This window comes from Curtobacterium sp. BNK-1 (genome assembly GCF_048685235.1).
GTDB classification, from domain to species: Bacteria; Pseudomonadota; Gammaproteobacteria; order Enterobacterales; family Enterobacteriaceae; genus Pantoea; species Pantoea agglomerans.
This window is the reverse complement of the sequence record NZ_JBLQTJ010000001.1, coordinates 82,241-108,264: the sequence shown is the minus strand read 5'-3', so window position 1 is coordinate 108,264 and position 26,024 is coordinate 82,241. Positions and strand designations below refer to the sequence as shown.

The following is a 26,024-nucleotide window of genomic DNA, read 5'->3' as shown; positions in this document are numbered from 1 at the left end:
GGCGGGATAGTTACTCTGTGACGATGATTGTTGTCAGCAGGCAACAATCAGCCTGTATTCAGCGCCGCAACCAGGGCATCGCACAGCAGCGTCACGGGCGAGGCCGGTTCAGGCGTGTCGTGCAGCAGCAGATAACTTTGCAGACGATCCATCTGCCACTCCGGCAGCAGTTGCTGAATATCCCCGCGCGCCATCGCCTCCTGGGCCATGTAGGAGGGCAGATAGGCGATGCCGCTCCCTGCCAGTGCCGCATTGAGCAGCGCCATGCTGTTATTGGCGCGAAAACGGCTACGTACATCCAGTGCCAGCCGCTGTTTATCACGGCGGAACGGCAGTGCGGCGGTGTGCGCCGGACCATGAAACATCAGCAGGTCGTGGCGTGGCAGCATCTCAGGATGCGTGATGGCGGGTCGCTGCGCCAGGTAGGCGGGCGCGGCATAGAGCCCCCACTCGATTTCGCTCAGTACCCGAAAATTGCCCTGCTGTGGCGATCGGGATCGGATCACAATCGCCAGATCCGCCTGATCATCCAGCCGATCGTGACTGCGATCGGTCAGATCAAGATCGACATTGATATGCAGATGCCGACGCAGAAAGCGGTTAAGGACAGGGACTACGCACTGGCAGCCAAACGTAACGGGTGCCTGCAGCCTGACATGGCCGGCGGGCTGCTGATGCACCTGCTGCACAAAGGCTTCGGCGCGCTGCACTTCGGCCAGCATCCGCACACAGTAGGGATAGTACGCCTGGCCCAGCTCGGTCAGCGCCAGCCGCCGGGTGGTGCGTTGCAGCAGCCGGATACCGAGCCGCAGCTCCAGACGGGCGATCTCCCGGCTGACATGGGATTTGGACAAGCCGAGTGCGCGTGCCGCCTCACTGAAACTCTGTAATTCCACAACCCGTGCAAATACCAACATGGCGGTTAAATTCGCGCCGTTTTCCATGTTTCCCGACTCCGACAGTAAAGGGATGCTGGCAACAAACTAACACGTCCGGGCGGGGTCACTGTGGCTGATGGGCAAAAAAAGGCGAGGCGAAGAACAAGTGGAGAGAAGCGCAAAGCGCGGGCCGACCTTCCCGTCCGCAGGCTGTGACGGGAAGGTCTTATCAGGCATCAGCTGGCCATCGCCAGAGGGAATAGCAGCCGATCCGGCTCGACGCGACGCTGACGGCGCAACTGGCCAGGCGTCACCATAAAGTAGTTTTTAAACGTGCGGGTATAGGCCTGCTGGGTATCAAAGCCATAGTTCATCGCCACCTGCAGTATCGCTTCGTTGCTGCTCAGCAACGTGAGCGCAGACTCGGTTAAACGGCGCTGACGGATATATTCTGCCAGTGAAAAGCCGGTATGCTGGCGAAACAGCCGTTGCAGATGCCAGCGCGAATAGCCCGAGCGGCGCGCCACCTCATCCAGATGCAGATCGTGTCCTAAGTTGTTCTCAATCCAGTCCAGCAAACTCCGAATAAACTCGCGCTGATTCATGGTTCCTCCTGTTGATGCTGATGTGCAGTGGAGCCACTCTACCTGCTAAAATTTATCCCTTAATTAGCAGAAAATTAGCGCAGAATTAGCAACGGCGGAAACGGAGGCGGAATCGCGCGGCCAGCGGGGCTTTGGAGGGAAATTCTAAAGTGAGATTGCTGTTGAAAAGAAGTGGGATTTTTAAAAAACTTAGTCAGCCGGGAGCATCTTTTGTGTGGGAAGTGATGTGGTGATTAGTTCCTGGTCGCATCTAAACGTTTACGTTATCAATAAATCTTTGCCCCACACACAAATCCTCCATTTCTGAGCAAACCCTGTCAAAGCATCGCTGTTTAACCATTTATAGTTCCAGGTGACATGTATTAGCCTCCTGTTTTACTGATTTTATTAAATAAAAATAGGGGCCGAAGCCCCTGCAGATTTAATATCCACGCTTAACTTTTTTTACCGCTGCCAGATGCACTGAAAAACCGTGAACACAAAGAAATAGCAGCTTTAACAAACGTAGCCAATGTAGCGATTGTAACCACCATTTTTGATGCGTTTTCTGGCATAGCATACCAGCCTACATAGGAGACGCCTGCGCCACTCAAAAACATTGCGCCTACTAATATGCTGATTAATATAGATAGATAGCAGACTATTTTTTGCATAAGACCCTCAGCTGTCATTAGTCATGGAGACTAACTTCACCAGGTACATTGACCACCAAAATTATTCCCAGCATTGCTGTTTCCAGAATTATTAAAACATGAACCAATACCACCACCAATGGCACTTGCCACAGCTGAGCCCGGACCACCTGCTGAACCACCAATCATCCCGCCGAGAATACCATTGAGGCAGCCCGCAATTTCAGGATGAGCTGCCACGACCTGTACTACGCCATTACTCGGCCCAAATAGATTACTGGAACCACCCGACTTATTACCATGCTGGCTAGCATGAGAAGACGCTCCGGCATAAGCAGGATCATATGCACCGCTTGCACCAGTGACTAAAAGCAATTGATTATGTTCTAAGATCTTCATTTAACAAACTCCTTCTGTTCTTTATCTATTGATAGCAACCTCTGTTGCCAGCACGTTTATATCAATTGAATTTTCCATGAGCAAATAGTTATCATCCCTGTTGTGATTTAGAAAAAAACAATTCATATCAAATAGATTAATGGAAACAACAGGCTGTTATGCGATATTTTTTGTCTGGTCACATTGAAATAATCTTAATATTTACGTAATTTTGTGACATCAAACACAATTTATTCTTAGAGTTAATTTTCATTGCATAGTTTTAACATTTATCTACAAATGGTTGAATAACCGAAACTGAAACGTGTATCGAATAACAATTATTTTTAACGTGGATTATTAATATAAGGGTGAAATGGCATCCTTCACGTTTGTTCAGGATTGTGTTTATTTAATCATGAAAGCGTCAAAATTTTACACTGAGGCCAGTAGTTTTACTCTCGTTTAATATGAAAAATGCGGATAGAGTTCTGATAGAGGACTGTTGATACAGCCAACGCCGTCACAGCGCGAAGTATGACGGCAGTAGTCCGCCAAAATAATCCGTGCTGTGGCAAGGCGGCAAATGCGCGAGTCCCCGGGAGCTGACATAAGTCAGTGACTGGGGTGAGCAAAAGCAGCCAACGCCGCCACAGTGCGAAGTATGACGGCGGATAATTCTGGCCTAACAATTGGTGAGTAAACTCTCTCCCTATCTTTATGAAGGAGATCAGCCATGCGCGTGTTACTGGTTGAAGATGATGAAATGATCGGCGCGAACCTGCAGCAGGCACTGGAGGGCGCGGGCTGGTCGGTGGACTGGGTGCGTGATGGCATCTATGCCCAGAATGCCTGGAGCGAAGGCGGCTACAGCTGCGTGCTGCTCGATCTCGGCTTACCGCGCGATGATGGCCTGCAGGTACTGCGCCGGGCGCGCGGGCGCGGCGACGCCACGCCGGTGCTGATTCTTACCGCACGCGACTCGGTGGCGCAGCGGATTCAGGGACTTGACAGCGGCGCTGACGACTACCTGCTTAAACCGTTCGATTTACAGGAAGTTATGGCCCGGATGCGCGCGATTACCCGACGTAGTCACGGCGCAGCAGACTCGGTGCTGGGCAGCGGCGATGTGCAGCTGGATATGATGACCCGCGAAGTGCTCTACAAAGGACAGCGCGAGCAGCTTACGGCGCGCGAATATGCCCTGCTCTACGCCCTGCTGGAGCGGCCAGGCGCTATTCTGTCGCGCGAGCAGCTGGAAAATCGCATCTATGGCTGGGGCGATGAAGTCAGCAGCAACGCGGTGGATGTCCTGATCCACGGGATGCGCCGCAAGCTGGATAACGACGTGATCCGCAATGTGCGCGGGCTGGGCTGGCGGGTACCGGCAATATGAAACCCTTCACCTTTATGCGTTCATTACGCAACAAATTACTCTCTACGCTGCTGATTATTCATCTGCTGATGATCGGTGGCGTCACCTGGTATTTCTTCAGCTGCTATGGCGATATGGTTGGCACCATGAAGGACGATCAGCTGGCAAAAATCGCTGATGCCTGGTCCACTAATAAACAGATGCCCGCCCTGATGCCGATGCTTATTGCGCCTGACAAGGCGAAGAGCGCCTTTGTGGTGCAACTGTGGGACGATCGGGGCCAGTTACGGGCCAGCTCATGGCCGGAGCTGCAGGCTCCGCTGCAAAATCAACGCGGCTATCGCGACGTGCATGTGGGTCAGTGCGACGACTGCGAATGGCGCATCTATACCCGGCCCGGCTTACCTGGCAGCGAGATCAAAACCATCCAGGTGATGCACAACCTCAGCTACATGAAGGCATTGATGGTCAAACGGGCGCTGTCAGCGATCATTCCATTGATCCTGATGATGCCGCTGTCACTGCTGGTGATCTGGCTGGTGGTGCGCAAGATCACCCGGGATCTGCAGGTCGCTTCGCGTCAGATTGCCGCGCAGGAGACGCACCATCCGCACAATGTCTCACCCGAAGGCTTGCCGGATGAGATCCTGCCGCTGGTGGCCGCCTATAACTCGCTGCTGAGTAAGCTGCGTGAGGCCTGGTCGTCGCAGCGTCAGTTCCTGGAAGATGCGGCGCATGAGCTACGCACGCCGGTAACAGCGGTGACCTTGCAGCTGGAAAACCTGCGTCAGCATATCCAGCCAGGCGAAGCGAGCCGGCAGTTCAGCCAGCTGGAAGCGGGCGTCACACGCACCCGTCATCTGGTCACGCAGTTACTTAATGTCTCGCGTCAGGATGACCAGAGCGTGGTCGCCAGCGTCGAGCATATCGAACTGGACGATCTGCTGAAAGAGAGCATTGAGCAGCTGATGGTGGTGGCAGATAAACGCGGCATCGATATCGGCTTTAATGGCTCCACGCAGTATCGTCTGCAGGCCAGCCGTTCCGAGCTGCGCAGCCTGTTCGATAACCTGATTGGTAACGCCATGTTGCACACGCCGGAGGGCAGCCTGGTCGATGTGCTGCTGCATCGGGTCGCAGGTAAAACAGTGGTCGATATTGTCGATAACGGGCCAGGCATGCCGGAATCCTTTATCGAACGCGCGTTTGACCGTTTTACCCGTTCGCCTGACGTTAAAGCCCAGGGCAGCGGACTGGGATTATCCATTGTGCGCAACGTCGCACAGAAGCATCAGATTCACGTCGCCCTTTCCAATTGCCTGACGCCACAGGGTGCCATTTGTGGTTTGCAGGTTCGCGTCACCCTTCCCTGATCCCGCCCGTTTGATCACGAACCAGACAACGTAAACGGTTGCCTGGTTCCGTTCGATCCTGGTCATTATTGTGAAGCGCATCACATTTTAGCTGAATTGTAATGCAACACTTTTTGACAAACGTGAGCAAAATCTATTTTCTATCGATCTGTTACAGGCACGCTACGCGGGCTGAAGAACTGGCTGTTATTTGCTGTGAAACCCTCATTCCCATCAAGGGACCGATTTCTCTCTGACTGCGTCTGCTGTGCGGCGGTCAAAAGCATGTGGCTGATAATAATGAAATTTAAAACGTTGATAGCAGGTGCCGTGCTGGCATGTTCATTGAGTGGCGCTGCGCAGGCCGCTGAAAGCGATCCGCAGTATGTCTCCGACTGGTGGCATCAGAGCGTTAACGTGGTAGGCAGCTACCACACCCGTTTCGGACCGCAGTTTAACAACGACGTTTATCTGGAATATGAAGCGTTTGCGAAGAAGGACTGGTTCGATTTTTATGGCTACCTCGACCTGACCAACTTCTTCGGCGCAGGCAACAGCAACGCCAACGGCATTTTTGATCACGGTTCACCGATGTTTATGGAGATTGAGCCGCGCTTCTCTATCGACAAACTGACCGGCACCAGCCTGGCCTTTGGTCCGTTCAAAGAGTGGTATTTCGCTAACAACTACATCTACGACATGGGCCGCAACAGCGATAGCCGCCAGAACACCTGGTATATGGGTCTGGGCACCGATATCGATACGCACAGCGATGTCGGCCTGTCGCTGAACGTCTACGCCAAATATCAGTGGGAAAACTACGGTGCGGCGAATGAAAACAGCTGGGATGGCTATCGCTTCAAGGTGAAATACTTCGTGCCAATCACCACGCTGTGGGGCGGCAATCTGGGCTATGTGGGCTTCACCAACTTCGACTGGGGTTCCGATCTCCGCGATAAAGGCGGTTCATCACGCACCAGCAACTCCATCGCCTCCAGCCACATTCTGTCACTGGGTTACGATCACTGGCACTTCTCTGCGGTGGCGCGTTACTTCCACAACGGCGGACAGTGGGCGGATGGACAGGAACAGAATTTCGGCAACGGGCCGTTTGAAGTGAAATCGACTGGCTGGGGTTACTACCTGGTGGCGGGTTATAACTTCTGATTACGTGCGGCGGCCTGAATAGCGCCGCCGCGCTTTAATCCGGGCAGTTGCCATTAATTAATACGGCGCCGCAAATTGCGACGCCGACTGGCCCGATTATTCCTGCGGCTTCTCGACATTGATGCGCCACGGAATGTTGAACTTATCAATGAACATCGCGAATCCGTTCGACCAGAACGTCTCCTGCCACTCAGTTGTCACCTTGCCGCCTGCCGACAGTTTCTCAAACCAGACTTTACCCTTTTCGACATCGGTAGTTGAGAGACTGACCGCGTAACCGGCATGCTCAGACGCTGGCGGCTGATCGGTGTTGCCATCGCTCAGCATCAGCTCACCGTCACCAATACGCAGCTGGGCATGCATGATCTTTTCTGGCGGCTGCGGCGCGGCAGACTGATCGCCGACCTGCTCACCCTGATCCGGCATATCACCGAATTTCATTTTAGAGAGCAACTCTCCCCCGGTCGCCTGCAGGTAAAAGTCGATAGCCTCTTCGCAACGGCCATAGAGAAACAGATAAGGACTGACTTGCATCGTAACCTCTATATTTGTCGGGTGGATTTTTTTCAGTACCTTAACAGTGTAGACGATCGACTTTACTCGCTGATTTTACTGGCAATAACGGCGAAAGAGTTGTGCCATATAACTGCTCATTGGGGTCAGCGTCGTGTCTTTGCGCTGGATCAGATAGAAAATCGCTTTCGGCAGGGGTTCGTCGAGCATCAGCGCCACCAGCGACCGACCCAGAATCGGGTCGTCAATGACGTCGACCGACAGAATACTGATGAAATCGCTTTGCGCCACCAGGCTGGTGCAGGCCATAAAGGTTTCACAGGTCACCACGATTTTCGGGGCCATGCCGCGCTCGCCAAACAGATCGTGCAACAAGCGGTAGTAACTGCCTTTAGGCGTTGGCATCGTCCAGTCCGCCTGCTGTAACTCCGCCAGAGAACGCGCCTTTTCCAGCGGATGGCCTTTGCGCACCACCACCTTGTACTCGCGCTCCATCATCCGCTCATACATCAGCTCCTGATCGAGATGGCTCTGATCGTAGGTATTAATGGTGAAATCGAGCGCGCCCTGGCGCAGTTCATGCACCATCGACACCAGCTGGCCTTCGACGATGCGCACCTTTACCAGCGGGTATTCGCGATGAAACTGGTTAATCACCTGCGGCATAATGGTGCGCGCCACGCTGCCACCGACGCCGATATTCACCTGACCGCCACCCAGTCCCAGCCGCTGCTGGATATCCTCTTCGGCGACCCGCAGCTCTGCCAGCACCAGGCTGGCATGCCGAAAAAAGTTATCACCGATATCGGTTAACACTACGCCCTGCTGACGGCGGATAAACAGCTTTGCCCCCAGCTCGCGCTCCAGTTCCTGAATCGCTTTGGTTAACGCCGGTTGTGACAGCCCGGAAAGACGGCTTGCCGCCCGGATACTGCCCTGTCGCGCCACGTCAACGAAGGCGCGCAGCTGATGGAGCTTGAGATTGGCAGACATAATTTTGCGATAACCGTTGTTTATCAGTCACAAGATATTCGCATCTTATGCCGGTCAATACCATTGTGTAGATTCGGAACAGTGCATAAAAAATCAACACCGAGGAGAGAGCCGATGAACCCCCTTTCAGACCACGTCAGCGCCCGGCTGCCACAGCTGCAACAGTGGCGTCGCGACTTCCATCACTATGCCGAATCGGGCTGGCTGGAGTTCCGCACCGCCACCTTAGTCGCTGAAGAGCTGCATAAGCTCGGTTATCAACTGAAGCTGGGCCGTGAGGTCATCGACGCCGAAGCGCGGATGGGCTTGCCCGACGAGGCGGTGCTGAAGCAGCAGGAAGCGCGCGCGCTGCAACAGGGCGCGCTGCCGCAGTGGATCAGCCACTTCTCCGGCGGATTCTGCGGCATCGTGGCAACGCTTGAGACCGGCCGTCCTGGCCCGGTGATGGGCTTCCGCGTCGATATGGATGCCCTGGATCTCAACGAGAGCCAGGCTGACGATCATCTGCCGCAGCGTGAAGGGTTCGCCTCCTGCAACGCAGGCATGATGCACGCCTGCGGACATGACGGCCACACCACCATCGGGCTGGGTCTCGCCTCGGTGCTGATGGCGATGAAAGATCAGCTCAGCGGCACGATTAAACTGATCTTCCAGCCCGCCGAAGAGGGTGTGCGCGGCGCAAAAGCGATGGTGGCGGCGGGCGTGGTCGATGACGTTGATCGCTTCACCGCCATTCATATCGGCACCGGCGTGCCGGCAGGCGAAGTGGTGTGCGGCAGCGACAGCTTCCTCGCCACTACCAAGCTGGATGTTCACTTTACCGGCGTCGGTGCCCATGCGGGCGGTCGTCCTGAAGAGGGGCGCAATGCCCTGCTGGCCGCCGCACAGGCAACGCTGGCGCTGCATGGTTTAACCCAGCACAGCGGCGGCGTGGCACGGGTCAACGTGGGCGTGCTGCAGGCGGGAACCGGCCGCAACGTGGTAGCCGACTGCGCCCTGCTGAAAGTCGAAACCCGTGGCGTGACCAATCAGGTTAATGACGATATTTATCAGCAGGCGCTGCGGGTGATTGCCGGTGCGGCGGCGATGTATGGCGTTGAGCAGCGGGTCTCGCTGATGGGGGCCGCGCGCAGCTGTACCCCGACGCAGCCATGGGTTGATTTCATCCATCAGCAGGCGGACGCGCTCGGTATCTTCAACTCCGTGGTCGATCGTAAAGCGCAGGCGGCGGGTTCAGAAGATGCGACCTACATGATGGAACGGGTAAAGCAGCGCGGCGGTCAGGCCTCTTACGTCATTTTTGGCTGTGAGCTGGCGGCAGGTCACCACAATGCGAAATTCGACTTTGATGAGCGGGTGATGCCGGACGCCATCACGCTGCTGGCGACGCTGGCGCTGAACCAGGCGCAGTATGGGGGCTCTCGATGATGGAAGACTTTATTGCCGACTATATCGCTCGTCATCAGCTTCGTTTCAGCACGCTCAGTGACGCCATCTGGGACACACCGGAGACCCGCTTTGCCGAAACCCGCTCGTCAGCCCTGCTTTCTGATGCGCTGGCAGAAGAGGGATTCAGAGTGGAACGCGGCGTGGGTGGCATCGATACGGCGTTTATCGCCAGTGCGGGCAGCGGCAAGCCGGTGATTGCCATCCTTGGCGAATTCGATGCGCTGGCGGGCCTGAGTCAGCAGGCGGGCTGCGCCCGGCCACAACCGCTGGAAGCCAACGGCAACGGACACGGCTGCGGTCACAACCTGCTCGGCACGGCAGGTGTTGCGGCGGCCTGCGCCGTGAAAGCCTGGATGGAACAGCATCACACGGGTGGCACGGTTCGCTTTTACGGCTGCCCTGGCGAAGAAGGCGGTTCGGGCAAGACTTTTATGGTGCGCGAAGGGCTGTTTGACGACGTTGATGCCGCCGTGACCTGGCATCCGGAGGGGTTCAGCGGCATGTTCAATCTGCGCACCCTCGCCAATATTCAGGCGGCGTTCAGCTTCAAAGGCGTTGCGGCGCACGCGGCCAATTCTCCCCATCTGGGTCGAAGCGCCCTGGATGCCGTCACGCTGATGAATACCGGGGCCAACTTTCTGCGCGAGCATATCGTCCAGGAGGCGCGTCTGCACTACGCCATCACCAACAGCGGCGGTGTATCGCCGAACGTGGTGCAGGCCGATGCGGAGGTGCTCTACCTGATCCGCGCCCCGGAACTGCCACAGGCGCAGGCGATTTATGAACGGGTGATCAATATCGCCAGGGGGGCAGCGCTGATGACCGACACCACGCTGACCGTACGTTTTGACAAAGCCTGCTCGGATTATGTGCCGAATCGCGCGCTGGAAGCGGTCATGGAGCGTTATTTGCATCAGTTTGGTTTGCCCGACTACAGCGACGAAGAACGCGCGTTTGCGGCTGAACTGCGTACCACGCTCACTGATGACGATCTGCGCAATGCCCGGCTCAATGCCGCCCGAACCGGTGGTGAAGCCGGTCACGCCTGGGTTGAACAACTGGGTGACAAGCTGTTTATGGATGAGGTCGCGCCCTATGCGGTCACACGTGATCTGCTTTATGGCTCCACCGACGTCGGCGATGTCAGCTGGGTGACGCCGACAGCACAGTGTTTTGCGCCCTGCTTTACCTTCGGCACGCCGTTGCACACCTGGCAACTGGTGGCGCAGGGCCGCACCAGTATCGGGCATAAGGGGATGTTTCTGGCGGGCAAAGTGATGGCGGCCACGGTGTTAACGCTGTTAACGGATCGGCAGGCGCTGGCTGGCTGCCGGGCCGAGTTTGATCGGGTACGCGCCGCGCAGCCCTATCACTGCCCGATCCCGGCGGGGATCACACCAACAAAACTGGCCGAATGAGCCAACGGCCGTGTCTCTGACGCGGACCACTATAAAAAAATATTGCAAACACTTCCCCGATTCAGCGGTGCCGGAACTGAACTCACCGCCTGTCGCACAACGCGACCGGCGTCAGGCCTTGCTACCGCCGATAAAAGGGACACAAGACGAGAACCAATACCATGGAAGCAACATCAGAGAACCGCAGTCCTGGCCGGCTCTTCAGCTGGATCGAGCGCGTGGGGAATAAAGTCCCCAACCCGTTTTTACTGTTTGTCTATCTGATCGTGGTGCTGATGGTGGCGACCGCCATTATCAGCGCGCTGGATCTGGCGGTGAAGAATCCGAGCAACGGCGAAATCGTGCGGGTGAATAACCTGCTGAGCGTCGCAGGCATTCAGTGGATCCTGCCAAATATCATCAAAAATTTCAGCAGCTTTACCCCGCTGGGATCGATTCTGGCGCTGGTGATTGGTGCCGGACTGGCGGAAAAGGTCGGCCTGCTCCAGTCGCTGATGGTGAAGATGGCGTCACGCGTCAGCCGCCGTTATGCCAGCTACATGGTGCTGTTTATCGCCTTTTTCAGCCATATCTCCTCGGATGCCGCGCTGGTAGTGATGCCGCCGCTGGGCGCACTAATCTTTCTGGCGGTGGGCCGTCATCCGGTGGCGGGCCTGCTGGCCGCCATTGCCGGTGTGGCCTCCGGCTTTACCGCCAACCTGCTGATTGTCACCACCGATGTGCTGCTCTCGGGCATCAGCACTGAAGCGGCTAAAGCGGTCAGCGACACGGTGCATGTCAGCGTCATCGATAACTGGTTCTTTATGGCCACGTCGGTGATTGTGCTGACAATTGTGGGCGCGCTGCTGACCGATAAATTTGTCGAGCCGCGACTGCCAAAGTGGCAGGGCAACGGCGAGAAGCTGGCGGCGCTGACGCCGCTTGAGAACCGCGGTCTGCGGGCTGCCGGGATCGCCGCGCTGCTGTTTATCGCCCTGATGGCGCTGCTGGTGGTGCCGGAAAATGCACCGCTGCGCAATCCCGCCACCGGCGCCATTATTCCCTCGCCTTTTATTCAGGGCATTGTGCCGATCATCATTCTGTTCTTCTTTGTGGTGGCGATTGCTTATGGCGTGGTCACCCGACAGATCCGCCGTCCGGATGATATCCCGCAGTTGCTGGTCGATCCGATGAAGGGCATGGCGGGTTTTATCGTGATGGTGTTTCCGCTGTCGCAGTTCGTGGCGTTCTTCAACTGGAGCAACATGGGCAAATTCATGGCGATCGGGCTGACTGATGTGCTGGAGAGCGCAGGCGTCAGCGGCGCGCCCGCTTTTCTTGGCCTGATGTTCCTGTCGGCGTTTCTCTGCATGTTTATCGCCAGCGGCTCAGCCATCTGGTCGATTCTGGCGCCGGTCTTTGTGCCGATGTTTATGCTGCTCGGCTTCCATCCCGCCTTTGCCCAGATGATTTTCCGCATCGCCGACTCCGCCGTGCTGCCGCTGGCACCGATGTCGCCGTTTCTGCCGCTGTTTCTCGCCTTTTTGCAGCGTTACCAGAAAGATGCGCAGCTCGGCACCTATTACGTGCTGATCTTCCCCTATCCGCTGGTGTTCTTTATCAGCTGGATAGCGCTGCTGCTGGTGTGGTATCTGCTGGGTCTGCCGATCGGGCCAGGCGTCTGGCCGAAACTGCCGTAAAGCTGAGTGCCACGGATGGCAAAACCTGCAACGTACGTTGCTAAATAGTCAGCAACGACCCTCTCGGCAACGGCGGATGAATTGACTATTCTGCTATTTCTTCGCTTGCTAACGGTTAACTATTTTAATAAGCCTCCGACCGGCTGCGAGTCGTCTCCACACTGCCAGAGGTTCACGCTGACATGACCACCTCCTCCACCAGCCTGCCACCGATGCACGCTTCATCGGCGGCCCGTAACAGCTTAGCCGCTCGTGTTGATGCGCTGCCCTCCTCCGCCGGATTGTGGCGCTTTATTACGCTGCTGGCGCTAGGCGGCTTTTTTGAGCTTTATGACCTGTTTGAAACCGGCTATATCAGTACCGGCCTGCTGTCGGCGGGCGTATTTCACACGGGTGCGGCAGGCGTGCTGGGCTTCTCCGATCAGGCGGCCTTCGCCTCAGCCACTTTTCTCGGTCTGTTTTTTGGTGCCAGCCTGCTGGCACCCTACGCTGACCGCTTTGGTCGCCGTCTCACCTTTATGTGTGCGCTGCTGTGGTACGGGCTGTTTTCGCTGCTGATGGCGTTCCAGCAGAGCGCAGAGATGATTATTCTGTTCCGCTTTCTGGTAGGGATCGGGCTGGGCGTCGAGCTGGTGACCATCGACACCTATCTGTCGGAATGGGTGCCGACCCATCTGCGCAGCCGCGCCTTTGCCTTCTCCTTTTTCGTGCAGTTTTTATCGGTGCCGGCCGTGGCGCTGATGTCGTGGTGGCTGATTCCGCAAACGCTGTTCAGCCTTGAAGGCTGGCGCTGGGTGGTCATTGCGGGCGCGGTCTGTTCGCTGGTGATCTGGCTGGTGCGCAGGAACCTGCCGGAGTCGGCGCGCTGGCTGGCGCAGCAGGGTCGTCATCACGAGGCGCATCAGGTGCTGTCCACGATGGAGCAACGCTGCGGCATCCCGGCAGGACCCGCTTTTTCAGCCGATGACGCCGCGGTGCAGCTGCCAAAACGGGGGCGCTTCAGCGAGATCTGGTCACCCGCTTACCGCAAGCGCACCCTGATGCTGGTGGTGATGAATTTTTTCCAGGCGATCGGCTTTTTCGGCTTTGGTAACTGGCTGCCTGCGCTGCTGTCAGGCCGCGGTGCCACGGTGACGCACAGTTTGCTTTATGCCTTCTTCATCACGCTGGCCTATCCGCTGGGATCGCTGATCTGTAGCCGCTACGCCGATAAGCTGGAGAATAAGTGGCAGATTGTCCTGTCGTCGCTGATGACGGTGGTGTTCGGCACGCTGTTCGCCTTCCAGACGCAGCCGGTATTGCTGATTCTCTGCGGCTTCCTGATCACCTGGTCCAACGCCTGGCTGACCTTCAGCTTCCACGCCTATCAGACCGAGATTTTCCCGACCCATATTCGGGCGCGGGCGGTCGGCTTCTGCTACTCCTTCAGCCGTCTCTCTACGGTATTCAGCAGTATTTTGATTGGGGTGATCCTGCAGTATGCCGGTACGCCAGGCGTGATTACCTTTATCGTGCTGAGCATGGTGATGGTGATGCTGTCGGTAGGGATTTATGGGCCGAAAACGCGCGGTATCGATCTGGAGAATATCTAAAAGAAAAGGCCGTCATCCTGATGATGACGGCCTTTTTTACTGCCGATTATTTGCCTTCCAGTACCCGGATATCTGCACTGCCCAGCCGATCTTTCTCATCTTTACGCAGCTCAGCGACCTGTTTCGCGCTGACTGGCTCCGACGCCTTGTTGCCCCAGCTGTTACGCACGAAGTTTACCACGTCCGCCACCTGCTGATCGTCAAGACGCCAGCCAAATGCTGGCATAGTAATGGTCGACGGCGCGCCATTTACGCCAGGCAACTGTCCGCCCACCAGCACGATATGGATCAGTGAGGTCGGATCGTCCGCCAGCACCACCGGATTACCGCGCAGCGCCGGATAGAAACGTTTATAGCCGCTGCCATCGGTTTTATGGCACGCCGCACAGCTGTCGACGTAGGTGGCTGCACCCCTCGCACTGTCGTCACCTTTCCACAACGCTTTGGCGGTAGCGTCATCGACGCTGAAGGCTGCCTGATGCGAATCTTTCGCGCCCAGCGACTTCAGATAGCGCGCAATCGCCGTGATATCGGACTCGCTCAGGTGCTGCAGGCTGTGTTCCACCACGTCGGTCATGCCACCAAAAGCAGCGGTCTGATCGTTGCGGCCATAACGCAGGAACTGACGCAGGTCCTCTTCGCTCCAGCGACCCAGTCCATCGCGGTTGTCACCACGCAGATTGCTGGCGGTCCAGCCATCAATCGGTGCGCTGCTACCCGCCAGATAGTCGCTGCCCTCATTGTTGGTCAGCGCCTTCTCCTGCATCGTGATGCTGCGCGGCGTGTGACAGGCCCCGCAGTGACCCAGTCCTTCTACCAGATAGCGACCACGTGCCAGCACCGGATCTTCCTGGGCTGCAGGCTGGAACGCTTTCACGTCGGGCGCAAAAATCCCGCGCCAGATCGCCAGCGGCCAGCGCATCGACAGCGGCCAGGGAATGTCGCTCTCCCGGTTTGGCTGCCCGACCGGCGCGACGCCATGCATGAAGTAGGCGTAAAGCGCCTTCATGTCTTCATCGCTGACCACTGCATAAGAGGGATATGGCATCGCCGGATAGAGCGTATCGCCATTTTTCGCCACGCCCTGACGCACCGCTTTCTGGAAGTCGTCGTAGCTGTATTCGCCAATGCCAGTCGCGGGATCGGGCGTAATGTTGGTGGAGTAGATGGTGCCAATCGGTGTTGCCATCGGCAGCCCACCGGCAAAGGCCGCGCCGCCTTTGCTGGTGTGGCAGGCCACACAGTCACCGGCTCGCGCCAGATACTCACCCCGTTTAACCAGATCGTCCTGGCTGCTCTCCGCCAGGGCGGCGAACGTCAGGGAGCCAAGAATCAGAGCCAGAATGCCATTTTTCATCGCCATGTCCTTATGCCTGCACCAGTGGGCCTGGGTTTTTCAGGTAGTGTTCGCGAATCGCTTTAGCTGACCAGTAGGTCAGCGCCGCCACCATGCCGGTCGGGTTGTAGCCCAGTCCCTGCGGGAAAGCCGATGCGCCCGGTACAAACACATTCGGCACATCCCAGCTTTGCAGATAACGGTTAACCGCACTGGTTTTTGGATCGTCGCCCATGATCGCCCCGCCACTGATGTGGGTAGTCTGATAAACCGTGGAGTCGAAATGGGTGCCAGGCTTTTTCGCGCCGCCGATGATCATCTTCGGATTCATCGCTTCCGCGATATTGCGCATCTTGCCGACCATGAACTGCGCCATTTTGATGTCGTTCTCCTGCCAGTCAAAGGTCATGCGCAGCAGCGGCTGTCCATAGGCATCTTTGTAGTTGGGATCGAGATCAAGGTAGTTGGCGCGATAAGACTGGTGGGCGCCGTGCGCATCCATCGACAGATGATGGGTGTAGGTATCCGCCACCGCCGCTTTCCATTTGCTGCCCCAGTTGGGCGTACCCGCCGGCACCGGCAGGCCGGAGATCGGTTTGGTGCCCGCCTGGTTAACCCAGAATGGTGAACCACCAACAAAGCCCAGCGGCCCGTGGTCGAAGTTATCCGCGTTGAAATCATCAACCGCAACGCCTGCGCCACCCGCACCGATAAACGGATTAGTGGTGGTGTTCTTATCAAACAGCGCCTTCAGCGTAGAGAGGTTCTGATAGGCGAAGTTGCGACCTACGGTCCCTTCGTTGGTAATCGGGTTGTAGGGTTTGCCGATGCCCGACAGCAGCATCAGGTGAACATTGTGGAACTGGAAGGCGGAGAGGATCACCAGGTCAGCGGGCTGAATCTGCTCGCGGCCCTGCCCATCCACATAGGTCACGCCGGTCGCACGCGTTTTGTCATCGCTGAGATTGACCCGCAGCACATAAGAGTTATTGCGCAGCTCAAACTTCGGCTCCTGACGCAGCGCAGGCAGGATATTGACGTTAGGCGACGCCTTGGAATACATGTAGCAGGCGTAGCCGCTGCAGTAACCGCAGAAGTTGCACGGCCCCATCTGTGCGCCGTAGGTGTTGGTATACGGACCCGAGGTATTGGCGGACGGCAGATCGTAAGGGTGATAGCCGACCGACTCTGCCGCCTGAGCAAACAGCTGCGCCGAGTAAGTGCGCTTCTGCGCGGGCAGCGGGAAGTTATCTGAGCGATCGGGTGCAAACGGGTTGCCGCCTGTATCTTTGCCGACCACTTTGCCTTTGATACTCCAGGCGCTGCCTGAGGTGCCAAAAACCTTTTCCGCTTTGTCGAAGAACGGCTCCAGCTCATCGTAGCTGACGCCAAAATCCTGAATCGTCATGCCTTCCGGAATGAAGTTCTTGCCGTAGCGCTCTTCGTAATGGCTGCGCATCCGCAACTCAACCGGATCGACACGGAAATGGACGCCGGACCAGTGAAGACCCGCGCCACCGGTGCCGGTGCCGGGCAGAAACGCCGCCAGCTGACGATAGGGCACTGCGGTCTGCGACGCATCATGACGAATGGTCACGGTGCTTTTGGAGAGATCCTGGAAAAGCTTTTTGCGGACGTTATAAGTCAGCTCATCAATGGACTGCGGATAGGAGCCATCGGGATAGGTATCACGATGCGGTCCGCGCTCCAGCGCCAGCACGTTCAGGCCCGCTTCGGTCAGCTCTTTCGCCATAATGGCACCCGCCCAGCCGAAGCCGACAATCACCGCATCCACTTTTTTCATTTCGTTTGCCATGCTTAGCTTCTCTCCCCGCGAATCGACACTGACGGGAACGGATAACGTTCGCCGCGCTCTACCCAGTCCATAAAGTCGGCGCGTGCGCCAGGGAAGTTAATCAGCTTCCAGCCGACCATGCCCTGATTCCCGCCGTGTATAGGATCGCTGAAGAAGCCTTCACGGGTATTCTGCAACAGGAAACTAAAGAAGACTTTTGCCGGCAGCTGGCTGAATTCAGCACTGCCATTTTCCATCGCCTGCAGTAAGGCATCCTGCTGCTCGCCACTGAGCTGGGCGAACACCTTGCCGTGCTGCTTTTTGCTGTAATTATCGGCATCGGCCAGACCGAGGCGGTAGATCTGCTGTGGCACCAGCGGCAGCTGATAGCCCAGCTCTTTCGGCAGGTCTGGGTTAAACGGCCCCTGCATATACCAGTTCGACCCCGTGGCATACGGCGTATTCATCTGACGATCGATAAACTCAGGCACGCCCGCTTCCAGCGCACCAGGCCCGCGTTCATCGCTGGGGATAAGCCGTGCCACGGCGGCGGTAATAAAAGCAAACTCTTCGGCGGTGAACCAGTTCGGCTGGTAGTCGCGCGCCTGCTGTGGCGTGGCCGGGGTTTCAGCCGCCTGTGTGGCCAGCGGCAGGGAGAGTGCACCCATCGCTGTGGAACCTACCGCCATTGCAGGCGCCAGGGTGATTGTCTTCAGCAAAAAATCCCTGCGTGAATGACCCTTTTTTTGTTCTGACATGACATTGCCTCATTCCCGCGCTGACCGGCGGTATGAAAAAAATAGGTGGTTGCGTTGTAATGGTTTTTATCAGCAGATACAGGCCAGGAGCCTGTTTGTTACCGGTAACAAACAACCTATTGTAACACTGCCATTCACAAAGATTTAGTTCCAGGAAACAAAACCGCACAATTTCATTAACATCTATCCCCCTCCTGTCATTAGCAGAAACAACAGACTACAGACAGCGACCCGTCAAAAACGTTATAACAGGCAACACACAACAGCGGAGTGCCTATGTTTAAGTCTTTTTTTCCGCGGCCAGCGCTGTTTTTCAGCTCTGCGGCTGTCTGGAGCTTAGTAGCGATTTTTGCCTGGTTCGGCTTTGCCGCGCATCTGCCCGGCATCTGGCCCACCTTTGAAACAGCAATGAAACAGCCCCTGCCGACGACGGCAGCGCGTTTTATCGCCGTGAGTCAGCTCTGGTTCTACCTCTATTACTGGATCATGGTAGCCATTTTTGCCGGGGCCTGGCGGTTGATTGATGCGCATCCATGGCAACGCTGGTCAGTCTGGGGCTCCGCGCTGATCATCTTTGTTACCTGGTTTGGCGTGCAGGTCGGAGTGGCCATTAACGCCTGGTATGGACCGTTTTATGATCTGATTCAGAAAGCGTTAACCAAAGCGGGATCGGTGCAGATTGCGGAGTTTTACCATGAGGTTTTCTCTTTTCTCGGCATCGCATTAATCGCAGTGGTGATTGGCGTACTCAACTCCTTCTTTATCAGCCACTGGGTTTTCCGCTGGCGTAGCGCCATGAATAACTACTACATGCACAACTGGCAGCGTCTGCGTCATGTCGAAGGTGCTGCACAGCGTGTGCAGGAAGACACCATGCGGTTTGCGACCACGCTGGAAAACTGGGGTGTCAGTTTTATTCAGGCGATTATGACGCTGGTGGCGTTTTTACCGGTGCTGGTCGCGCTCTCCCATCACGTGAAAGATATTCCCATCCTCGGCAATATTCCTTACGCACTGGTGATTGCCGCTGTGCTCTGGTCAGTGTTTGGTACTGGCTTGCTGGCGCTGGTAGGGATTAAGCTGCCGGGGCTGGAGTTCCGCAATCAGCGGGTTGAAGCCGCCTACCGTAAAGAACTGGTCTACGGCGAAGACAATGCCGATCGTGCCACACCGCAGACGGTTCAGGAGTTGTTCAGTCGGGTGCGGGTTAACTACTTCCGTCTCTACTTTCACTATCTCTACTTCAACATCACCCGCATTCTCTATCTGCAGGTTGATAACGTGTTTGGTCTGTTCCTGCTGTTTCCATCCATTGTGGCGGGCACCATCACGCTGGGCTTACTCAACCAGATCACCAACGTGTTTGATCAGGTGCGCGGCTCGTTCCAGTATCTGATCGCCTCCTGGTCGACGCTGATCGAACTGATGTCGATCTATAAGCGTCTGCGCAGCTTTGAGCAGATTCTGGATGATGTTCCGCACGATGAGATGATGCGCGAAGCGTCGGAAGAGGTGTAACTACTTAAGGATGGCGGCACGGGTCGATTTCCACCCCACTCTCCTCAGCCACGGATCATCCCGCAAAGAACCTGCAGGACTCCTGTAACAGCAGAGATGTGCTGCTCCTGGCCCGCGAAAGCGGGCTTTTTTAATGCTTAAATCAGCCGTCATGCGTGTTCTCTGGCTTGAATTTATAAGCTGTAGCTTATAATCTGTACCCTGTATGACGGAATATATACAAGGAAGTATGTCATGTGGACCGTACTCCTGAGCCCGCGCTTTGAAAGCTGGCTAAGTGAGCAGGAAGAAGCCCTGCAGGAAAAAATGTTAGCGGATCTGGGAAAGTTAAAAGTATACGGCCCTGATTTGCCTCGCCCTTATGCTGATACTCTCAAGGGCTCGCAGTACAGGAATATGAAAGAACTCCGCGTACAGTTTTCAGGAAAGCCAATCCGGGCATTTTATGCATTTGACCCTGTCCGCCAGGCTATTGTGTTATGTGCCGGAGATAAGAGTCATGACAAACGTTTTTATATCCGAATGATACGCATCGCTGACGATGAATTTTCAGCCTGGCTGGCTGAACAGGAGAAGGGAAATAATTAATGAGAACCCTGGATGATGTTATCGCCGACTTCTCCCCTGAGAGTCAGGCGCGAATCAAAAAAATGTCTGATGAAATGATTCTGGAAGTCGGGCTTCAGATGATTCGCGAAGAGCTTCAGTTATCACAAAAGACGCTCGCCGAGGCCATGGGCGTGCGTCAGCCTGCCGTTGCTCAGATTGAGCAACGCGGAAATGAGATTAAGGTTGCCACGCTGAAACGCTATGTCGAAGCAATGGGCGGAAAACTCAGTCTTGATGTGGAACTTCCGACCGGAAAAAGAGTGGCCTTTCGCATCTGAACCCTCAAAACGGCGAAAGCGATTCTGTTTAAATAAAAAAGCCACTCGTCAGAGTGGCTTTCTCGTTTACAAAGACCGGATGTAAAACAGCTTCAACACAGCAGTGCCCGGGACGTCACGCCTTACAGTGCAATACGCATCACGCTGTCAGGATTTTTTGGCGGCGCCTTACGCGAGCCAGGCTGTTTCACGCTGACATAAAGCACCTTGCCGTCTGCCGAGAGCGCCAGACTGTTAGGCAGCGCCGGGGTTTTTACCGTGCGCTTCACCTTATAGCTGCTGGCGTCGATGATGCTGACTTCACCCGCTTTGCGATGGGTGACATAAAGCTCATCGCGATCACCATTAAACAGCACCGCCAGCGATTCCGGCACATCAATCCGCTGAATCACCTGCTGATTACGCAGATCAACCACCAGCACCTGCGCCTGCTTTGAATCTGTCAGGAAGGCGCGCTGACCGCGCGTATCCAGCGCGATGTTCAGGAAGAAGTGCTCTTTATCTCCGTCAATATTCTGCTTTTTCTCAATGGCATTGGTGCGCGCATTGATCGTCACCAGTTCGCCATCACCGTTGGTGACGTAGACCTTCTGCGCGTCTGAATCTACCGCCAGGCCGGTGCCCATTTTACCGGTATTCGGGATGGTACTGACAAGCTTCAGCGTGCTGCCATCCACCACCCAGACCACGCTTTGCGGTCCCAGCCCGGTGATATAAACCCGGTTAGTTTTAGCATCAACCGCCACCTGACGCGGCTGCAATGGGCGCACTGTCTCACTGCGCTTACGGCTATCCAGCACCAGCGTGTTGAGCACTTTGCCGCTGCTGGCGTCAATGGCCGTAACCGAGCCGTTTACGGTGTTGCCGATGTAGAGCACGTTGGTTTGCGGGTTGATCGCCGCGCCGAAAGATTTCAGATCCGTGTTGATCGACTGCTGTACCGCCAGCTTAGCCGGGTCGAGACGGAAAACTGTGCCGCCGTCACCGCTGCTGTTCTGCGCTGTCGCCACGAACAGCGCGTTATCTTTCGGGCTGACTGCCAGTTCATAGACGCCTTTACCCACGGCCTGATTAAGATCTTCAGCCTGCACCGCCAGCCATCCTGAGGCAGAGAATAGGGCCGTAGCCAGTAACAGCGGACGCAGGGTCCGGCACGTATTGGTAATCGCTTTCATAACTTCTCCATAGTTAATCCACTGCAAACGCAGTGAAAAGAAAGCCCGACATTGCAACCAGAAACAGCTGACCAGCAGTCAGATGCAGAATTGTTTTTGAGAATAATAATTATTTCGGGGGGAAAGGGACAGGATTATTAGCGGATAAACGCCGCCAGGACGCCCAAAGGCGTCCTGTCAGCACAAGAGGGTAAAACTTAATTTATTTCAGCAGCTCAGCGGTCATGTGAACGCCGTTGTTGGTGTAAGCTTCAGTGATTTTATATGAAGCACCAGCTTCCTGAGCCTGCGCAGCGATTTTCGCTTCAGCACCATCCAGCGTAGAGTCGATGGCGGTCACAGATTGGGCGAAGCTAGCGAATGGCAGAACAGAAAGCGCGATAACAGCTGCAAAAGTTTTGATAGATTTCATGGTCAATTCCTCGGTTAATTTTTATCAGGTAAGGCGTTCTGCCTTGTTGATAGATATATTAGTCCGGAAGTTGATCAGTAAAAAGCGGAGGGTTTTGCTTAACTCGTTCAGTAAAATTGATGATAAAAAGCACATTTCGCACAGTTATCACTCAAAAGGTTAATAATCTACTCCCATTAAAAAAGGCAGCATATATTGCTGCCCTTGAGAATTTAACCGTGATGTCGTACCCGGGTGAAGATGGTCAGCGCGGCCAGCAGCATCAGCACTCCGCTGGCAACGAACACACCGCCTGCGCCGCGCAGGTCAAACATCCAGCCACCCGCAGCTGCACCGACAGTAATCGCCAGCTGGATGGTGGCAACCAGTAAACCGCCGCCCGACTCCGCATCATCCGGCACCGCGCGCGAAATCCAGGTTGACCAGCCGGTTGGCATCGAACCAAACGCCATACCCCAGATCGCCACGCCTGCGCCTACCATCCAGCTGACATCGCCAAAGCTTACCAGCAGCAGCGCGATGACACTCATCAACAGCGCCATGCCACTCAGGGTCAGTGATACGCTGCGGGTGACCAGGAAACCGGCCAGCGAGGTGCCAAAGAAGTTCGCCACACCAAAGGCCAGCAGCACCAGCGACAGCTGATTGAGGTTGAGCTGCGCAACGCTTTCCAGAAATGGACGCAGATAGGTAAAGAAGGCAAAGTGACCGGTAAACATCATGATTACCGCCAGCATTCCCCAGCGCATCACACCAATACGCAGCAGCGCCAGCACCCCGCCGTTGCGGGCTTTGTTCTCTGCCGGCATGGCGGGCAGGGTAAAGAACTGCCACAGCAGCGCCACCGCACCCAGTCCGGCAGTCAGCATAAAGATGTTGCGCCAGCCCACCAGTCCGCCGAGATAGCTGCCCAGTGGCGTAGCGATAATCGTCGCCAGCGAGATACCGCTGAAGACGATAGAGAGCGCACGCGGCACCTGATCGGTGGGAACCAGCCGCATGGTGATGGCGGTTGAGAGTGTCCAGAAGCCGCCAATGGCCATACCCAGCAGCACCCGCGCCAGCAGGATCACCGTCAGGTCAGCCGCAAACGCCACCATCAGTGCCGACGCGATCAGCAACAACGAAAACACCAGCATGACGATGCGGCGGTCGATGCGCCGCGTGACGCTGCCGGTGACCAGACTGGTAAACAGCGCCACCAGCGCGGTGATGGTGACGGTCTGTCCCGCCTGGCCTTCGGATACGCCGAGGCTGTGGGCCATCGGCGTCAGCAGACTCACGGGTAAAAATTCGGCGGTGATGAGGCTGAACACCCCAAATGCCATAGCAAATACCGCGCCCCACGCGGGACGGGTCGGCGAGGAAACCTCATCAGCCACTTCGGTTGTCAGACTCATGCTGCTTCTCCGGAAGATAAAAAAAGTGAGTGTGAGCATAGAGCGACGCGTCAGGACGATCTATGATGCTTACACCTTCATTTTTGATAATTCGTCTGGAATCACATGAGCCACTATGGAGATCTGACCAGTGAGCTGCTGATGGGGATGCGCCTCTATGGCGTGAACTATCAGCGTATCGCAGTGAGCGCGCCGTTTGGGCTGCGTTATGATCACGCGCCGGGCCGGGCGCAGTTCCACTTTGTCGGACGCGGCTCACTGATGGTGCGCAGTGCCTCCGGCGAGGTGTTTCAGCTCAACAGCGGCGATGCGCTGCTGGTGCCGCACGGCAAACCCCACAGCCTGATCTCCAGTGAGGAGGCGAGCTGCCAGTGTATTAAGAACATGGCGAGCAAGCCGCTCTGCGACAGCGTCTGCGCCATTGCAGCCCCGGAAGATGCCTGTGATGACGAGCACAGCGTGCTGTTATTCAGCGCCTGCATGGCGTTTGAGCTCGGCGGCATGCAGCCGCTGATCAATACCATGCCCGATGTGATGCTGGTGAGTACTCTGCTGTCGCAATACCCGGAGATTCAGCCGATTCTGGCGGCGATGGAGCGGGAGTCGCTCACCCGCCAGGCGGGATTCGCCGGTATTCTGTCGCGTCTGGCAGACGTGGTTGCCGCGCTGATTGTGCGCGGCTGGGTAGAGAACGGCTGCGGCGAGCGCAGTGGGCTGGTGCAGGCGATGCGCGATCCACGTCTGAGTCAGGCGATTGCTGCGATGCATCGGGAGCCAGGAGAAAACTGGACGGTGGCGCGGCTGGCCAGCGTGGCAGGCTGTTCGCGCTCAGTGTTTGCCGGACGGTTTCTCAATGCCACCGGCATGACACCGCTGCGCTATCTGACGGAGTTGCGGATGCGGCTGGCGGTGCAGCGGATTGTGAACAACGGTGAAGCGGTGGAAGCCGTGGCTTATCATCTCGGCTACGGCTCGATTGCGGCATTCAGTCGCGCCTTTAAACGGATTGTCGGTCAGTCACCAGGCGCACTGCGTGCCGGACGCGACGGCACGCAGGCGCTGGCCTCTTAACCGGGCCGCTGAATCTCTTCTCTTAACGAAAGACGCTGATCGCTTCGACCAGACGGTTAGCCTGATGGGTCATGCGACCTGAAGCCTCGGCGCTTTCTGTCACGCGGGCGGCGTTCTGGTGGGTGATATCATCAAGATCTTCCACCGCTGAACTGACTTCGCTGAGCGCGGTCGCCTGTTCGGCCGTGGCGGCGCTGATCTGGGCGATCAGTGCGGTGACATTCTGCACCTGCGACACGATATCCTGCATCGTGCGGCCTGCCGCGCTGGCGTGCTCATTGCCCGAGTTGACCCGGCTGGCGCTGGTTTCAACCAGCATTTTGATTTCGCTCGCGGCTTTGGCGCTGCGCTGCGCCAGGCTGCGCACTTCTCCGGCGACCACCGCAAAGCCTTTGCCCTGCTCACCGGCCCGCGCCGCTTCCACGGCGGCGTTCAGTGCCAGGATATTGGTCTGGAACGCAATCCCGTCGATAACGCTGGTAATATTGGCAATCCGCTTTGAACTGTCAGCAATTTCGCCCATCATGCCCATCATTTCGGTCATCACCTCGCCGCCTTTGCTGGCAGCGTGGCTGGTGCCGGCTGAGAGGGTATTCGCCTCATGCGCAGTTTCAGTGTTGCTCTTCACCGTGGCGGTCATTTCGTTCATGGTGGCCGCAGTCTGCTGCACGTTGGCAGCCGCCTGTTCGGTACGGCGGCTGAGTTCGTTGTTGCTGCGGGCGATGGCGTCGCTGGCGCTCAGCACGTTGATCGCCTGGCCGCTGACGTCATCCACCAGCCAGCGGAACATCAATCCGAGCTGACCGATGGCGCGCAGCGTCACACCCACCTCATCAACGCGGTCCATCTGCTCCACTTTATGGCTGGCACCGGTTGCCACGCTCAGCGCCTGTTTGCACATCCGCTCAATAGGGCGTGAAATCTGCTGCTCCAGCCACAGGCTGCAGAGCAGAAGCAGCGCAGCCATTCCCGCGGTAAAGCCTGCCAGTGCCGCGGGCGTCATGCCCAGCGCCCAGACGCCCGCCACCGAGAGGGGCAGTAACGTCAGCAGCGTTGTGCGGATCCGCCAGCGAAGGGGCAGCGTCTTCAGGATTGAGGCGGGACGACGCCAGCCGCTGCGAACCAGCAGGCCTTTGTGAAAACGTCGCCCTCTGGCGCGCCCTTCACGAAAATCCTGATAGAGCACCTCAGTCTGACGCACTTCCTCTGCCGTGGGTTTGGTGCGCACCGACATGTAGCCCTGCACTTTACCGTCGCGTACTACCGGAATGGCGTTGGCCCGCACCCAGTAGTGATCGCCATTTTTACGGCGGTTCTTGACCAGTGCCGTCCAGGGCTCACCCTGTTTCAGCGTCGCCCACATGTCGGCAAACGCTTCTGATGGCATATCGGGATGACGCACCATGTTATGCGGCTGGCCGTTGATCTCGTCGGCGGTGAAGCCGCTCGCCTCAATAAACGCGTCGTTAGCGTAGGTGATGTGGCTGTTAAGATCGGTGGTCGACATCAGTGTCGCATTATCGTCGAACAGATATTCACGCTGAGAGACAGGCTGGTTGTTACGCATCAAAAGTCCTTGGAGACCCGACGTCCTGCACGCGACGGTCTGAGTGTCGGCATGAAAACTGTGGGCTGAGAGAT

At 56.5% G+C, this 26,024-nt stretch carries 24 protein-coding genes; 11 read left to right on the top strand and 13 right to left on the bottom strand.

Annotated features, from left to right (window positions below):
- Nucleotides 1-47 precede the first annotated feature (47 nt).
- From ACMGGP_RS00475 to ACMGGP_RS00460, 4 genes are all read right to left on the bottom strand, one after another.
- On the bottom strand, nucleotides 48-944 hold the full coding sequence (locus ACMGGP_RS00475; protein WP_122889195.1) for a LysR family transcriptional regulator: 897 nt from the start codon (nucleotides 942-944) through the stop codon (nucleotides 48-50).
- A 170-nt stretch (nucleotides 945-1,114) separates the two neighbouring features.
- Complete coding sequence (locus tag ACMGGP_RS00470; protein ID WP_009092546.1) at nucleotides 1,115-1,483, bottom strand: helix-turn-helix domain-containing protein; 369 nt, start codon at nucleotides 1,481-1,483, stop codon at nucleotides 1,115-1,117.
- A 434-nt stretch (nucleotides 1,484-1,917) separates the two neighbouring features.
- On the bottom strand, nucleotides 1,918-2,136 hold the full coding sequence (locus tag ACMGGP_RS00465; RefSeq protein WP_144340872.1) for a hypothetical protein: 219 nt from the start codon (nucleotides 2,134-2,136) through the stop codon (nucleotides 1,918-1,920).
- Nucleotides 2,137-2,172: 36 nt separating this feature from the next.
- Nucleotides 2,173-2,514 carry a hypothetical protein gene (locus ACMGGP_RS00460; RefSeq protein WP_156311584.1) on the bottom strand — a complete coding sequence of 114 codons (342 nt, stop codon included), beginning with the start codon at nucleotides 2,512-2,514 and terminating at the stop codon, nucleotides 2,173-2,175.
- A gap of 715 nt (nucleotides 2,515-3,229) precedes the next feature.
- Here ACMGGP_RS00460 and ACMGGP_RS00455 point away from each other — a divergent pair.
- From ACMGGP_RS00455 to ACMGGP_RS00445, 3 genes are all read left to right on the top strand, one after another.
- Nucleotides 3,230-3,889: a response regulator gene (locus ACMGGP_RS00455; RefSeq protein ID WP_498798033.1), complete on the top strand. Its 660-nt coding sequence runs from the start codon at nucleotides 3,230-3,232 to the stop codon at nucleotides 3,887-3,889.
- Nucleotides 3,886-5,241 (top strand): sensor histidine kinase, encoded by a 1,356-nt coding sequence (locus ACMGGP_RS00450; RefSeq protein ID WP_010252088.1) that lies wholly within the window; start codon nucleotides 3,886-3,888, stop codon nucleotides 5,239-5,241. Before ACMGGP_RS00455 ends, ACMGGP_RS00450 begins: the two co-directional genes overlap by 4 nt.
- Nucleotides 5,242-5,520: 279 nt before the next feature.
- Nucleotides 5,521-6,387 (top strand): nucleoside-specific channel-forming protein Tsx, encoded by an 867-nt coding sequence (locus ACMGGP_RS00445; protein ID WP_052271192.1) that lies wholly within the window; start codon nucleotides 5,521-5,523, stop codon nucleotides 6,385-6,387.
- A 96-nt stretch (nucleotides 6,388-6,483) separates the two neighbouring features.
- Here the strand turns inward: ACMGGP_RS00445 and yjdN are convergent, their stop codons facing one another.
- Together yjdN and ACMGGP_RS00435 are read right to left on the bottom strand one after the other, a co-directional pair.
- Nucleotides 6,484-6,921: a VOC family metalloprotein YjdN gene (gene yjdN / locus ACMGGP_RS00440; RefSeq protein ID WP_498798032.1), complete on the bottom strand. Its 438-nt coding sequence runs from the start codon at nucleotides 6,919-6,921 to the stop codon at nucleotides 6,484-6,486.
- A 75-nt stretch (nucleotides 6,922-6,996) separates the two neighbouring features.
- Complete coding sequence (locus ACMGGP_RS00435) at nucleotides 6,997-7,893, bottom strand: LysR family transcriptional regulator (RefSeq protein ID WP_031594163.1); 897 nt, start codon at nucleotides 7,891-7,893, stop codon at nucleotides 6,997-6,999.
- A 114-nt stretch (nucleotides 7,894-8,007) separates the two neighbouring features.
- Between ACMGGP_RS00435 and ACMGGP_RS00430 the strand changes: the two genes are divergently transcribed.
- The 4 genes from ACMGGP_RS00430 (at nucleotide 8,008) to ACMGGP_RS00415 (ending at nucleotide 14,031) form a co-directional block, all read left to right on the top strand.
- A complete protein-coding gene (locus ACMGGP_RS00430; RefSeq protein ID WP_498798031.1) occupies nucleotides 8,008-9,321 on the top strand; it encodes a M20 family metallo-hydrolase in 1,314 nt (437 codons plus the stop codon).
- A complete protein-coding gene (locus tag ACMGGP_RS00425; protein WP_498798030.1) occupies nucleotides 9,318-10,760 on the top strand; it encodes a M20 family metallopeptidase in 1,443 nt (480 codons plus the stop codon). The genes ACMGGP_RS00430 and ACMGGP_RS00425 overlap by 4 nt, the downstream gene beginning before the upstream one ends.
- 161 nt (nucleotides 10,761-10,921) lie before the next feature.
- Entirely contained in the window at nucleotides 10,922-12,439 is a 1,518-nt protein-coding gene (gene abgT / locus ACMGGP_RS00420; protein ID WP_010252101.1) for a p-aminobenzoyl-glutamate transporter, read from the top strand.
- Nucleotides 12,440-12,621: 182 nt separating this feature from the next.
- Nucleotides 12,622-14,031, top strand: coding sequence for an MFS transporter (locus tag ACMGGP_RS00415; RefSeq protein WP_045140861.1), 1,410 nt, complete (start codon nucleotides 12,622-12,624; stop codon nucleotides 14,029-14,031).
- Between the two features lie 46 nt (nucleotides 14,032-14,077).
- Here ACMGGP_RS00415 and ACMGGP_RS00410 read toward each other — a convergent pair whose 3' ends face one another.
- From ACMGGP_RS00410 to ACMGGP_RS00400, 3 genes are read right to left on the bottom strand one after another with little or no spacing between them, the layout of a single operon-like run.
- A complete protein-coding gene (locus ACMGGP_RS00410) occupies nucleotides 14,078-15,388 on the bottom strand; it encodes a c-type cytochrome (RefSeq protein WP_050679843.1) in 1,311 nt (436 codons plus the stop codon).
- Nucleotides 15,389-15,398: 10 nt separating this feature from the next.
- Nucleotides 15,399-17,183, bottom strand: coding sequence for a GMC family oxidoreductase (locus ACMGGP_RS00405; RefSeq protein ID WP_010252112.1), 1,785 nt, complete (start codon nucleotides 17,181-17,183; stop codon nucleotides 15,399-15,401).
- Between the two features lie 2 nt (nucleotides 17,184-17,185).
- Nucleotides 17,186-17,881: a gluconate 2-dehydrogenase subunit 3 family protein gene (locus tag ACMGGP_RS00400; RefSeq protein WP_498798029.1), complete on the bottom strand. Its 696-nt coding sequence runs from the start codon at nucleotides 17,879-17,881 to the stop codon at nucleotides 17,186-17,188.
- A gap of 315 nt (nucleotides 17,882-18,196) precedes the next feature.
- Here ACMGGP_RS00400 and sbmA point away from each other — a divergent pair, with 315 nt between their 5' ends.
- The 3 genes from sbmA (at nucleotide 18,197) to ACMGGP_RS00385 (ending at nucleotide 20,325) form a co-directional block, all read left to right on the top strand.
- The gene (gene sbmA, locus ACMGGP_RS00395) at nucleotides 18,197-19,438 is read left to right on the top strand and encodes a peptide antibiotic transporter SbmA (protein ID WP_010672044.1); all 1,242 of its coding nucleotides are present in this window, start codon (nucleotides 18,197-18,199) and stop codon (nucleotides 19,436-19,438) included.
- Nucleotides 19,439-19,672: 234 nt separating this feature from the next.
- Nucleotides 19,673-20,026: a type II toxin-antitoxin system RelE/ParE family toxin gene (locus ACMGGP_RS00390; RefSeq protein WP_010672045.1), complete on the top strand. Its 354-nt coding sequence runs from the start codon at nucleotides 19,673-19,675 to the stop codon at nucleotides 20,024-20,026.
- A complete protein-coding gene (locus ACMGGP_RS00385; protein ID WP_010252120.1) occupies nucleotides 20,026-20,325 on the top strand; it encodes a helix-turn-helix domain-containing protein in 300 nt (99 codons plus the stop codon). Before ACMGGP_RS00390 ends, ACMGGP_RS00385 begins: the two co-directional genes overlap by 1 nt.
- Nucleotides 20,326-20,447: 122 nt before the next feature.
- Here the strand turns inward: ACMGGP_RS00385 and yncE are convergent, their stop codons facing one another.
- From yncE to ACMGGP_RS00370, 3 genes are all read right to left on the bottom strand, one after another.
- Complete coding sequence (gene yncE, locus ACMGGP_RS00380) at nucleotides 20,448-21,500, bottom strand: 7-bladed beta-propeller protein YncE (protein WP_498798028.1); 1,053 nt, start codon at nucleotides 21,498-21,500, stop codon at nucleotides 20,448-20,450.
- Nucleotides 21,501-21,702: 202 nt separating this feature from the next.
- On the bottom strand, nucleotides 21,703-21,912 hold the full coding sequence (locus ACMGGP_RS00375) for a YdgH/BhsA/McbA family protein (RefSeq protein WP_009092571.1): 210 nt from the start codon (nucleotides 21,910-21,912) through the stop codon (nucleotides 21,703-21,705).
- A gap of 212 nt (nucleotides 21,913-22,124) precedes the next feature.
- Nucleotides 22,125-23,312, bottom strand: a complete 1,188-nt coding sequence (locus tag ACMGGP_RS00370) for an MFS transporter (protein ID WP_187500261.1) — start codon at nucleotides 23,310-23,312, stop codon at nucleotides 22,125-22,127.
- A 105-nt stretch (nucleotides 23,313-23,417) separates the two neighbouring features.
- Here ACMGGP_RS00370 and ACMGGP_RS00365 point away from each other — a divergent pair, with 105 nt between their 5' ends.
- Nucleotides 23,418-24,383 carry an AraC family transcriptional regulator gene (locus ACMGGP_RS00365; protein WP_033770846.1) on the top strand — a complete coding sequence of 322 codons (966 nt, stop codon included), beginning with the start codon at nucleotides 23,418-23,420 and terminating at the stop codon, nucleotides 24,381-24,383.
- Between the two features lie 22 nt (nucleotides 24,384-24,405).
- On the opposite strand, the gene ACMGGP_RS00360 is transcribed toward ACMGGP_RS00365, so the two are convergent.
- On the bottom strand, nucleotides 24,406-25,950 hold the full coding sequence (locus ACMGGP_RS00360; RefSeq protein ID WP_010252127.1) for a methyl-accepting chemotaxis protein: 1,545 nt from the start codon (nucleotides 25,948-25,950) through the stop codon (nucleotides 24,406-24,408).
- Nucleotides 25,951-26,024: the final 74 nt, after the last annotated feature.

Coding starts and splice junctions, on each gene's coding strand:
- ACMGGP_RS00385 (WP_010252120.1), top strand. CDS start 20,026: ATGAGAACCCTGGATGATGTTATCGCCGACTTCTCCCCTGAGAGTCAG.
- yjdN (WP_498798032.1), bottom strand. CDS start 6,921: ATGCAAGTCAGTCCTTATCTGTTTCTCTATGGCCGTTGCGAAGAGGCT.
- abgT (WP_010252101.1), top strand. CDS start 10,922: ATGGAAGCAACATCAGAGAACCGCAGTCCTGGCCGGCTCTTCAGCTGG.
- sbmA (WP_010672044.1), top strand. CDS start 18,197: ATGTTTAAGTCTTTTTTTCCGCGGCCAGCGCTGTTTTTCAGCTCTGCG.
- ACMGGP_RS00470 (WP_009092546.1), bottom strand. CDS start 1,483: ATGAATCAGCGCGAGTTTATTCGGAGTTTGCTGGACTGGATTGAGAAC.
- ACMGGP_RS00450 (WP_010252088.1), top strand. CDS start 3,886: ATGAAACCCTTCACCTTTATGCGTTCATTACGCAACAAATTACTCTCT.
- ACMGGP_RS00465 (WP_144340872.1), bottom strand. CDS start 2,136: ATGCAAAAAATAGTCTGCTATCTATCTATATTAATCAGCATATTAGTA.
- ACMGGP_RS00425 (WP_498798030.1), top strand. CDS start 9,318: ATGATGGAAGACTTTATTGCCGACTATATCGCTCGTCATCAGCTTCGT.
- ACMGGP_RS00430 (WP_498798031.1), top strand. CDS start 8,008: ATGAACCCCCTTTCAGACCACGTCAGCGCCCGGCTGCCACAGCTGCAA.
- ACMGGP_RS00360 (WP_010252127.1), bottom strand. CDS start 25,950: ATGCGTAACAACCAGCCTGTCTCTCAGCGTGAATATCTGTTCGACGAT.
- ACMGGP_RS00475 (WP_122889195.1), bottom strand. CDS start 944: ATGGAAAACGGCGCGAATTTAACCGCCATGTTGGTATTTGCACGGGTT.
- yncE (WP_498798028.1), bottom strand. CDS start 21,500: ATGAAAGCGATTACCAATACGTGCCGGACCCTGCGTCCGCTGTTACTG.
- ACMGGP_RS00390 (WP_010672045.1), top strand. CDS start 19,673: ATGTGGACCGTACTCCTGAGCCCGCGCTTTGAAAGCTGGCTAAGTGAG.
- ACMGGP_RS00405 (WP_010252112.1), bottom strand. CDS start 17,183: ATGGCAAACGAAATGAAAAAAGTGGATGCGGTGATTGTCGGCTTCGGC.
- ACMGGP_RS00445 (WP_052271192.1), top strand. CDS start 5,521: ATGAAATTTAAAACGTTGATAGCAGGTGCCGTGCTGGCATGTTCATTG.
- ACMGGP_RS00365 (WP_033770846.1), top strand. CDS start 23,418: ATGAGCCACTATGGAGATCTGACCAGTGAGCTGCTGATGGGGATGCGC.
- ACMGGP_RS00415 (WP_045140861.1), top strand. CDS start 12,622: ATGACCACCTCCTCCACCAGCCTGCCACCGATGCACGCTTCATCGGCG.
- ACMGGP_RS00375 (WP_009092571.1), bottom strand. CDS start 21,912: ATGAAATCTATCAAAACTTTTGCAGCTGTTATCGCGCTTTCTGTTCTG.
- ACMGGP_RS00460 (WP_156311584.1), bottom strand. CDS start 2,514: ATGAAGATCTTAGAACATAATCAATTGCTTTTAGTCACTGGTGCAAGC.
- ACMGGP_RS00370 (WP_187500261.1), bottom strand. CDS start 23,312: ATGAGTCTGACAACCGAAGTGGCTGATGAGGTTTCCTCGCCGACCCGT.
- ACMGGP_RS00455 (WP_498798033.1), top strand. CDS start 3,230: ATGCGCGTGTTACTGGTTGAAGATGATGAAATGATCGGCGCGAACCTG.
- ACMGGP_RS00435 (WP_031594163.1), bottom strand. CDS start 7,893: ATGTCTGCCAATCTCAAGCTCCATCAGCTGCGCGCCTTCGTTGACGTG.
- ACMGGP_RS00410 (WP_050679843.1), bottom strand. CDS start 15,388: ATGAAAAATGGCATTCTGGCTCTGATTCTTGGCTCCCTGACGTTCGCC.